Source organism: Thioalkalivibrio sulfidiphilus (genome assembly GCF_000377945.1).
Lineage (GTDB): Bacteria > Pseudomonadota > Gammaproteobacteria > Ectothiorhodospirales > Ectothiorhodospiraceae > Thioalkalivibrio_A > Thioalkalivibrio_A sulfidiphilus_A.
Window position 1 is genome coordinate 24,425 of the sequence record NZ_KB898954.1, and the last position, 9,202, is coordinate 33,626.

The window sequence follows — 9,202 nt, forward strand, 5'->3', positions numbered from 1 at the left end:
ACCTTTCATGAGCATCGACGTCAAGATCCCCGAGCTGCCCGAGTCCGTGGCGGACGCCACCATCGTCAGCTGGCACAAGCAGGCCGGTGATGCCGTGAGCCGCGATGAGATCCTGCTGGACATCGAGACCGACAAGGTGGTGCTGGAGGTACCGGCCCCGGCGGATGGCGTGATCGAGGAGATCCTCGCCTCTGATGGCGAGACCGTCACCGCCGGCCAGGTGGTGGGGCGCCTGGGGGCAGGCTCCGGCGCCGGTGCCGGCAAATCCGCCGCAGCGGCCAGGCCGGACGCAGCTAGGGCGGAGGCGGCTGAAGAGACCGGCGAGACACCGCCGCTCAGTCCCGCGGTGCGCAAGCTGGTGGCCGAACATGATCTGGATGCCCGCGCCATCCGCGGCACGGGCAAGGACGGTCGCATCCTCAAGGAGGACGTACTCAGCCACCTGGAACAGCAGGGCAGCCAGGCGAAACCCGCCGCGGAGAAACCTTCCGCACCGGCAACCCCGCCGCCCGCCCCACCCAGCGCCCCCGCACCGGGCCAGCGCACCGAGCGCCGCGTGCCCATGACCCGACTGCGCGCCCGCATCGCCGAGCGCCTGCTGGAGGTGCAGCACAACGCCGCCATCCTCACCACCTTCAACGAGGTGAACATGGCGCCGGTGATGGAGATGCGCGCGGCTCACAAGGATGCCTTCGAGAAGCGTCACGGCGTGCGCCTGGGCTTCATGTCCTTCTTCGTGCGCGCCGCCACCGAGGCGCTCAAGCGCTTCCCCGAGGTGAACGCCTCCATCGACGGCAGAGACATCGTCTACCACGGCTACTTCGACATCGGCATCGCCGTGTCCTCGCCCCGGGGCCTGGTGGTGCCGGTGCTGCGCGACACCGACACCCTGTCCATGGCGGGCGTGGAGAAGGCCATCAATACCTTCGGCGAGAAGGCCAAGTCCGGCGGTCTGACCATGGACGACCTCACCGGCGGCACCTTCACCATCTCCAACGGCGGCGTATTCGGCTCCCTGCTGTCCACACCCATCATCAACCCGCCCCAGAGCGCCATCCTGGGCATGCACAAGATCCAGGAGCGCCCGGTGGCGGAAAACGGTCAGGTGGTGATCCGGCCCATGATGTACCTGGCGCTCTCCTACGACCACCGGCTGATCGACGGCCGCGAGGCCGTGCAGTTCCTGGCCACCATCAAGGGCCTGCTGGAAGACCCGGCGAAGCTGCTGCTGGACGTCTGATCCCCTGGCTGCGTCAGCGTTCAGACAATCAAAAGCATTAACGCAAAGGGCGCTAAGAAGGTCTTTTCTAGAAAAAACCTTTGCGTCCTTTGCGCATCCTTTGCGCCCTTTGCGTTCCGGCTTTTGACTTTACCTACCGCCCCGCCTGAGCCGGCGGCGTATCGAAGGGCCGGATCAGTTCCCGGATCACGTCGTACTCCGCATCCGTGACCGGCGCGAAACCGTCATAGCTGGGGTCCAGGGCGCGCATCGCCGGTCCGGAGAACGGGTCGTCGGGCCGGGCGGCCAGCAGGGCCTCGCGCAGGCGTTCGGTCAAGGCCGGATCCAGGCCCTTGCGGGCGGCGATCACGTAGGGCGGCAGCAGGGGCGATTCGTACAGGATGCGAATGCCCTCGCCCTGCCAGCGGAAGGCGGTGGTGTCCTTGAGGATGCCCGCGTCGAAATCGCCGTTCATCACGCCGCGCACGATGTTGTCGTAGTGACCCAGGAAGTGATACTCGCCCAAGGTCTCCAGGGGCATGCCCGCACCCACCACCGTGGCCCGCTGCAGCAGGGCCGCGCGATCACCGAACGCAAAGCGCTTGCCGGCCAGGTCCTCGACGCTGCGGATGGGGCTGTCTTCGGCCACCACGATCATCAGCCTGAAGGCCTCCTCACCGTCGGTGACCGTCTTCACCAGGGGTTCCACCTCGCCCCGGGCCCGGGCGCGGACGTAGGCCACCGGGGTCAGGTAGGCGAGATCCGAACGGCCCTCGCTCACCTCCTTGATGGCGTCGGGCATGTTGGGCGAGAGGCGCAGGCTCACGGGCATGTCCATGGCCGCGCTCAGATACTCGGTCACCGGCAAGAGCCGCTGGTACATCTGTGCCGGGATGTCCATGGCCACGGAGCCGAACACCAGCTCCCCGGGAGCACGCGGTTCATTGGCCTGGACACCCAGGGACGCGACCAGGAGCAAACAGGACATCAGGACACGCTTCATGACATGGATTCCTCAGGCAAAGTGCGTTGCTGTGGTTAGAGACTCGGTGACCAGGCTGTCGTAGTGGGTGACCCGGTTGCGGCCCGCCTGCTTGCTGGCGTACATGGCCTGGTCCGCGGCCTTGTAGAGGGCCAGTGCCGAGGTGATGCGCAGGCGGGTAGAGAGGGTGGCGACGCCGATGCTGACGGTGACGCTGATCTTGAGCGCGTCGTCCACGTTGACCACCATGGCCTCCACCGCCGCGCGCAGCTTCTCCGCCATGGCCATGGCGCCGTCTTCGTCGGCCCGGCGCAGGAACACGGCGAACTCCTCGCCCCCCAGCCGGCAGACCTCATCGGTTTCCCGCGCATGGCTCTGCAGCACGTCGGCAAACTGGCACAGGATCAGGTCGCCGATGTCATGGCCGTGGGTGTCGTTGAGTCCCTTGAAGTAATCCAGGTCCAGCACCAGCAGGCTGCTGACATCACCATGGCGGCGGAACAGGGCCATGTCCGCCTCGGTGTTCTGGTCGAAGGCACGCCGGTTGCCCAGCCCCGTGAGCGGGTCGGTGAGGCTCAGGCGCTCCAGCTCCAGGTTGGAGTGCTGCAGGGCGGCGGACTGTTCCAGCAGCTTCTGGTAGGCCTCCTTGAGCTCCCGGTCGGCGGCCTCCACCCGGCCATGGAGCTTCTGGTTGGCGGCGTTGAGCTGGGCGCGCATCTCGTTGAAGCGCCGCGCCAGCTCGCCGATCTCGTCCCGGGAATCCACCGGGATGTCGCGCAGGATCACGCCGTTCTCGTCCACGTTGGATTCCAGGGCCCGGGAGACCCGGGTGAGCGGGCCGATGATGATCCAGGACAACACCAGGAACTCGCCCAGGGCGATGAGCAGGATAACCAGCGCCTCGCGCTTGATGAGGGACTCTTTCTGCTCGGCCAGCTGCGCCACGATGGGCTCGATGCTGAGCTCCAGCTCCAGGTTACCCACCACCGTGTCATCGTTGAGCCGTACCGGGCGCTCGAAGACCACCCGCTCCACGGCCTCCCGGTCCGGATGGGCCACCTCGGCCATGGTGTTGCCCCGGTCGCTGAGCACGCGCACATGCACCACGTCACCGGTCTGGACGACCTGATTCAGCAGCAGCTGGATGGTGTGGTAGTCGTAGCCCACCACGCTGTAGGCCAGGGACCGGGACAGGTATTCCGCCATCTCCACGCCGCGCCGCTCGGTCTCGCTGAGCACGTTGCGCTCCATGTCGCGCAGCACCAGCCAGCCGCTCACGGACAGGGCGGTGAGCAGCACCGTGAGCAGCACGAGTACCACCTTCTGGCGAATGCCAAACCGGCACAGGCGCCGGCGCGGGCGGTTCATGGGGTCTTCTCCTCTGGCAGCGGCCCCTCTGGATCGGGCCTGGCCGGGTCTCTTCTTGATGTATCCCGGCTCTGGGGTGCGGGTCCATCGACTTGTGACCCACATCACGCTTTTGACCAGATTACGCCAATCATTGGCCTGCTGGTGAGAGGGGAAAAGACAGAGGGAGATGACGGCCCGATGAACGGCCCGGGACGACAGGGCCGGGTGACCCGGGAAGGGCTCAGCCGCGTCGCAACAGGGCGATGGCCAGGGCCGAAAGCCCCGCCAGACCGAAAGCCCAGGCCACCCAGGACAGGCCCAGGACCCCGGGCCAGTCGGTGCGCAGACCCGCCAGCCCTGCCACCAGCAGAGCGACTGCCCCGGCCACGGCCCAGACCTGTGCCCGGCGCGCACCATGGAGTTCCTGGCGCAGGCTGTCGAGCTCCAGCCTGAGGGCAGCGTCACGCTCCGTCGCCTGGCCCTGGTTGGCCAAGGCCGCATGCAACAGCTCGGGCATCTCCGGGAGCTTCTCCAGGATGCGCGGCAGGTGCTTGCGGGCGCCGCGGATCATGGCGCGCAGGCCCACCTGCTCGTCCATCCAGCGCTCGATGAAGGGCTTGGCGGTCTTCCACAGGTCCAGCTCCGGGTAGAGCTGACGGCCCAGGCCCTCGATGTTGAGCAGGGTCTTCTGCAGCAGCACCAGCTGGGGCTGGACCTGCATGTGGAAGCGACGCGCGGTCTGGAACAGGCGCAGCAGCACGTGACCGAATGAGATGTCCTTGAGCGGCCTCTGGAAGATGGGTTCACAGACGCTGCGGATGGCCGACTCGAACTCGTCCACCCGGGTATCCGCCGGCACCCACCCGGACTCCACGTGCAGTTCCGCCACGCGCCGGTAGTCGCGGTTGAAGAAGGCGTAGAAGTTCTCCGCCAGGTAGCGCTGGTCGGAGGGCGAGAGGGTGCCGACGATGCCGAAGTCCACGGCCAGGTAACTGGGGTCCTCCGGATGCTCGGCGTTGACGAAGATGTTGCCCGGGTGCATGTCGGCATGAAAGAAGTTGTGGCGGAACACCTGGGTGAAGAAGATCTCCACGCCACGCTCGGAGAGCAGTTGCATGTTCACGCCCCGGGCACGCAGGCTGTCGATGTCCGCCACCGGGATGCCGCTGATGCGTTCCATGACCATCACGTCGCGGCGGGTGTAGTCCCAGTAGACCTCGGGGATGTAGAGCAACCGCGAGCCCGCGAAGTTGCGCCGTAGCTGGGTGGCGTTGGCCGCCTCGCGCACCAGGTCCAGCTCGTCGATGATGGTCTTCTCGTATTCCTGCACCACCTCCACGGGACGCAGGCGCCGGCCCTCGGGCCAGTAGCGTTCGGCCAGTTCCGCGAGGATGTACATGAGCTCCAGGTCCCGGCGGATGACCTTCTGGATCAGCGGGCGCACCACCTTGACCACCACCTCGCGGCCGTCGTGCAGGCGCGCGCCGTGCACCTGGGCGATGGAGGCCGAAGCGATGGGGGTGTCGTCGAAGCGGGCGAACAGGGCCCCGATGGGCTGTTCCAGGGAGCGTTCGATGATGGCCCGGGCCTCGCTCACCGGGAACGGCGGCACCCGGTCCTGCAGCAGCGAAAGCTCGGCGGCGATGTCGTCGGGCAGCAGGTCGCGGCGGGTGGAAAGCATCTGGCCGAACTTGATGAAGATCGGGCCCAGGTCCTCCAGGGTGCGACGGATGCGCTCGCCGCGCCCGGCACGGTGGCGGCGGAACCAGTTCCAGGGCGCCAGGTACATGAGAAAGCGCAGCGGCCGGAACAGGTGGATGGCAAACACCACCTCGTCGAGCCCGTGGCGGATCAGCACCCGGTTGATGGTGACCAGCCGCCACAGCTGGGCGGGGGTGAGCAGCGGTACCGCGCGGCTCACGGCTTGTGTTCCCGCAGGATCTGTTCCAGACGGGCGATGCGCGCCTGCAGCCGGTCCACGTCCTCGCGCATCCGGTCCACGTCGTCCATGAAGCCCTCCACCTCGTCACGAGCGGGCAGGGTGCCGGATTCCTCGCGCAGGTATTCGCCCAGGTCCAGGCGCAGGCTCTCGCCGGCGCGCCTTCCCCAGCCGGTGAAGCCGCGCACGGCCTCGCCGACGCGATGGGCGACGAGATCACCGGTGAGCCGGGACAGCCATTCCTCCCAGTCCAGGTCCACGCCCCGCAGCAGGTCGCGAAACTGCTGACCCAGCCGGGCATCGCCTTCGAGACGCACACCCTCCGGCAGGCGCGTGGTCTCGCCGGCCAGGGCCAGCCGTCCCAGGGCGAAGGGGGAACCGCTGATGCGGGTGTCCGGCTCGGCGTCGTAGGCGGTGCTCACCTGCAGGCGGTCGGCGCCGGGGATGAAGTAGAGGGTCGCCTCGGGCAGCGTGAAGCTGAGGGCCACCACGCCGCCGTGCATGGCCGCGAGCCGGTCGCGGCTGTCGGGATCCAGTTCCAGGTAGCCGTTCAGCGCCCGTTCCAGGGCGGCGGTGAAGGCGGACAGTGCGCTCATGTCCATGTGCGTGTCTGCCCCGGCCATCCTAGAACCGGTAGCCCCGGTGCAGGGCGACGATGCCGCCGGTGAGATTGAAGTAATCGCAGCGCTCCAGGCCCGCCTGCTCCATCATGGCCTTGAGGGTATCCTGGTCCGGGTGCATGCGGATGCTTTCCGCCAGGTACTGGTAGCTCTCCGCATCGCCCGCCACCAGCTTGCCCATGAGCGGCAGTGCCTTGAAGGAGTAGAGGTCGTAGACGGGCTTGAGCCCCGGGGTGACCGGGTGGGAGAACTCTAGCACCAGCAGCTTGCCGCCGGGCTTGAGCACCCGGCGCATGGAGGCCAGCGCCTTGTCCTTGTCGGTGACGTTGCGCAGGCCGAAGGCGATGGTGATCAGATCGAAGTGCTCGTCGGGGAAGGGCAGGCACTCGGCGTTGCCCTGCACGAAGCGCAGGTTCTCCACCAGGCCCTCGTCGGTGAGCCGGTCGCGGCCCACGTTGAGCATGGAGGCGTTGATGTCGCAGAGCACCACCTCGCCGGTGGGTCCGGTGAGCCGCGCGAAGCGCGAGGCGAGATCACCGGTGCCGCCGGCCAGGTCCAACACCCGCTGACCCGGACGCACCGCCGCCATCTCGATGGTGTAGCGCTTCCACAGGCGATGCACACCCATGGACATGAGGTCGTTCATCAGGTCGTACTTGGCCGCCACCGAATGGAACACCTCGCCCACCCGGCGCACCTTCTCTTCCTTGGGCACCTGCTTGAAACCGAAATGGGTGGTGTTGTCGTCTGTCATCGGGGTGGCCTTATGCTCATTGATGTGACTTCTGCCGAGGGTGTTCTGAAAATCGAATGGACAGGATGAACAGGATTTGAGCGGATTAACAGGATCATGGAAATCAAATCATCAAACTCCTCATTGTTAATCCTGTAAATCCTTTTCAATCCTGTTCATCCTGTCCATTGTTTCAGATCTTCGCAGCAAACAGCCCGGTACTCAGTTAACCTTGCGCTGGTGGCCCGCATCCGCCAGGCGCTTGAGGTATTTCTGCCACAGGGCATCCTGGTCCTCGCCGATGCGATAGAGGTAGTTCCAGTCGTAGATGCCCGTGTCGTGGCCGTCGGAGAACACCAGCTTCACCGCGTAGTTGCCCACCGGCTCGATGGCGTTGATATTCACGTCTTCCTTGCCCAGCTGCAGCACTTCCTGCCCCGGACCGTGGCCGGTCACCTCGGCGGAAGGGGAGTACACCCGCAGGAACTCGCAGGGCAGCTTGTGGCGCACGCCGTTGTCGTAGACCAGCTCCAGCACCCGGCTCTTCTGGTGCAGATGAATCTCGGTGGGACGGTGTTTAGCTGTCATTTGTCAGTGGTCCGTCGTCAGTGGTTAAATTCAGGTAAAAGATACAAGGGGCAAGGTACAAGGGAAAAACCGTTTGCCCTTGTACCTTGTATCCTTGCCCTGCCTTACAGGATATATCGACTCAGATCCTCATCCTGCACCAGCTCTTCGAGCCGCTCGTCCACGTAGGCGGCGTCGATGCTCACCGGACCCTGGTAATCCGGGGCCTCGAAGGAGATCTGCTCCAGCAGGCGCTCCATCACCGTGTGCAGGCGACGGGCGCCGATGTTCTCGGTGCGCTCATTGACCCGGGTGGCGATCTCGGCGATGCGCCGCACCCCGTCCTCGGTGAAGTTCACCTCCACGCCCTCGGTCTTGAGCAGCGCGCTGTACTGCTCGGTGAGCGAGGCGTCCGGCTCGGTGAGGATGCGCACGAAGTCCTCGGCGGTGAGGGCGGACAGCTCCACGCGGATGGGCAGGCGGCCCTGCAGCTCCGGGATCAGGTCCGAGGGCTTGGACAGGTGAAACGCACCGGAGGCGATGAACAGGATGTGGTCGGTGCGCACCATGCCGAACTTGGTGTTCACGGTGCAGCCCTCCACCAAGGGCAGCAGATCCCGCTGCACGCCCTCGCGGGAGACGTCGGCGCCGCCGTATTCACCGCGCTTGGCCACCTTGTCGATCTCGTCCAGGAACACGATGCCGTTCTGCTCCACGTTCGCCACGGCACGCAGCTTCAATTCGTCCTGGTTGACCATGCGCGCGGCCTCTTCATCCGTGAGCAGTTTCATGGCGTCGCGGATCTTGAGCTTGCGGGTCTGGCTGCGCCCGCCGCCGATGTTCTGAAACAGGCTCTGCAACTGGCTGGCCATCTCCTCCATGCCCGGCGGGGTCATGATCTCCACGCCCACGGGGGTGGCGCTCACCTGGATCTCGATCTCCTTGTCATCCAGCTGGCCCTCGCGCAGGCGCTTGCGGAATTTCTGCCGCGTCTCGCTCTGCTCCGGCGCGGAGGCCGGCTCGCTCATGAAGCCCGCCTGCCGTGGTGCCGGCAGCAGCACGTCCAGGATGCGTTCCTCGGCGGCCTCCTCGGCACGGAAGCGCACCTTGTCCATCTCCTGTTCGCGCAGCAGCTTCATAGAGGCATCCACGAGATCCCGGATGATGGATTCCACATCGCGGCCCACGTAGCCCACCTCGGTGAACTTGGTGGCCTCCACCTTGATGAAGGGGGCATTGGCCAGCCGCGCCAGGCGCCGGGCGATCTCGGTCTTGCCCACGCCGGTGGGGCCGATCATGAGGATGTTCTTGGGGGTCACTTCCTGGCGCAGGGCCTCGGGCAGCTGCTGGCGACGCCAGCGGTTGCGCAAGGCAATGGCCACGGCGCGCTTGGCGTCTTTCTGGCCGACGATGTGCTTGTCCAGTTCCTGGACGATCTCACGGGGGGTCATGTCTGACATTTAAGGCAGTCTCAAGTGGCTAGTCTCAAGTGGCAAGGTCAAAACCCTGTCCCTAGCCCGAATGTTTCATGAATTCGCGCGATGATCGCGCAGGATATTGGCCGCACAGGGGATTTTCCGAGGGAGCGCCGTATCGGGCTATACGGCCGACTGAGGAAAATCCCCTGTGCGGTCAAGAGACAAGCGAGGGCGCGCGCAATTCATGAAACATTCGGGCTAGATTACATCTCCTCGATGGTGAGGTGACGGTTGGTGTAGATGCAGATGTCGGCGGCGATGTTGAGCGCGCGCTCGGCGATCTCCCGGGCGGACAGCTCGGTGTTGTCCAGCAG

The 9,202-nt window shown here is 65.8% G+C and carries 8 protein-coding genes and 1 pseudogene; 1 reads left to right on the forward strand and 8 read right to left on the reverse strand.

Annotated features, from left to right (window positions below; all coding sequences use genetic code 11):
* Positions 1–7 precede the first annotated feature (7 nt).
* Positions 8–1,240 carry a 2-oxoglutarate dehydrogenase complex dihydrolipoyllysine-residue succinyltransferase gene (gene odhB / locus D580_RS0112370; RefSeq protein WP_018954693.1) on the forward strand — a complete coding sequence of 411 codons (1,233 nt, stop codon included), beginning with the start codon at positions 8–10 and terminating at the stop codon, positions 1,238–1,240.
* Between the two features lie 133 nt (positions 1,241–1,373).
* Here odhB and phnD read toward each other — a convergent pair whose 3' ends face one another.
* The 8 genes and pseudogenes from phnD to D580_RS15550 all read right to left on the reverse strand — a co-directional run.
* Positions 1,374–2,222 carry a phosphate/phosphite/phosphonate ABC transporter substrate-binding protein gene (gene phnD, locus D580_RS0112375; protein WP_018954694.1) on the reverse strand — a complete coding sequence of 283 codons (849 nt, stop codon included), beginning with the start codon at positions 2,220–2,222 and terminating at the stop codon, positions 1,374–1,376.
* Positions 2,223–2,234: 12 nt separating this feature from the next.
* Positions 2,235–3,569 carry a sensor domain-containing diguanylate cyclase gene (locus D580_RS0112380; protein ID WP_018954695.1) on the reverse strand — a complete coding sequence of 445 codons (1,335 nt, stop codon included), beginning with the start codon at positions 3,567–3,569 and terminating at the stop codon, positions 2,235–2,237.
* A 223-nt stretch (positions 3,570–3,792) separates the two neighbouring features.
* On the reverse strand, positions 3,793–5,472 hold the full coding sequence (gene ubiB / locus D580_RS0112385) for a ubiquinone biosynthesis regulatory protein kinase UbiB (RefSeq protein ID WP_018954696.1): 1,680 nt from the start codon (positions 5,470–5,472) through the stop codon (positions 3,793–3,795).
* A complete protein-coding gene (locus D580_RS0112390; RefSeq protein WP_231363550.1) occupies positions 5,469–6,086 on the reverse strand; it encodes a ubiquinone biosynthesis accessory factor UbiJ in 618 nt (205 codons plus the stop codon). The genes ubiB and D580_RS0112390 overlap by 4 nt, the downstream gene beginning before the upstream one ends.
* A 28-nt stretch (positions 6,087–6,114) precedes the next feature.
* Positions 6,115–6,864 carry a bifunctional demethylmenaquinone methyltransferase/2-methoxy-6-polyprenyl-1,4-benzoquinol methylase UbiE gene (gene ubiE, locus D580_RS0112395; protein ID WP_018954698.1) on the reverse strand — a complete coding sequence of 250 codons (750 nt, stop codon included), beginning with the start codon at positions 6,862–6,864 and terminating at the stop codon, positions 6,115–6,117.
* A gap of 201 nt (positions 6,865–7,065) precedes the next feature.
* Positions 7,066–7,431 (reverse strand): gamma-butyrobetaine hydroxylase-like domain-containing protein, encoded by a 366-nt coding sequence (locus tag D580_RS0112400; RefSeq protein WP_018954699.1) that lies wholly within the window; start codon positions 7,429–7,431, stop codon positions 7,066–7,068.
* 104 nt (positions 7,432–7,535) lie between these two features.
* Positions 7,536–8,870 carry an ATP-dependent protease ATPase subunit HslU gene (gene hslU / locus D580_RS0112405; protein WP_026289955.1) on the reverse strand — a complete coding sequence of 445 codons (1,335 nt, stop codon included), beginning with the start codon at positions 8,868–8,870 and terminating at the stop codon, positions 7,536–7,538.
* A gap of 221 nt (positions 8,871–9,091) precedes the next feature.
* Positions 9,092–9,202: pseudogene (locus D580_RS15550) on the reverse strand (HslU--HslV peptidase proteolytic subunit); the annotation flags it as partial.

Excerpts from the sequence above, each read along its gene's own strand:
- odhB (WP_018954693.1), top strand. The coding sequence starts at position 8 with ATGAGCATCGACGTCAAGATCCCCGAGCTGCCCGAGTCCGTGGCGGAC.
- D580_RS0112380 (WP_018954695.1), bottom strand. The coding sequence starts at position 3,569 with ATGAACCGCCCGCGCCGGCGCCTGTGCCGGTTTGGCATTCGCCAGAAG.
- hslU (WP_026289955.1), bottom strand. The coding sequence starts at position 8,870 with ATGTCAGACATGACCCCCCGTGAGATCGTCCAGGAACTGGACAAGCAC.
- phnD (WP_018954694.1), bottom strand. The coding sequence starts at position 2,222 with ATGAAGCGTGTCCTGATGTCCTGTTTGCTCCTGGTCGCGTCCCTGGGT.
- D580_RS0112400 (WP_018954699.1), bottom strand. The coding sequence starts at position 7,431 with ATGACAGCTAAACACCGTCCCACCGAGATTCATCTGCACCAGAAGAGC.
- D580_RS0112390 (WP_231363550.1), bottom strand. The coding sequence starts at position 6,086 with ATGAGCGCACTGTCCGCCTTCACCGCCGCCCTGGAACGGGCGCTGAAC.
- ubiE (WP_018954698.1), bottom strand. The coding sequence starts at position 6,864 with ATGACAGACGACAACACCACCCATTTCGGTTTCAAGCAGGTGCCCAAG.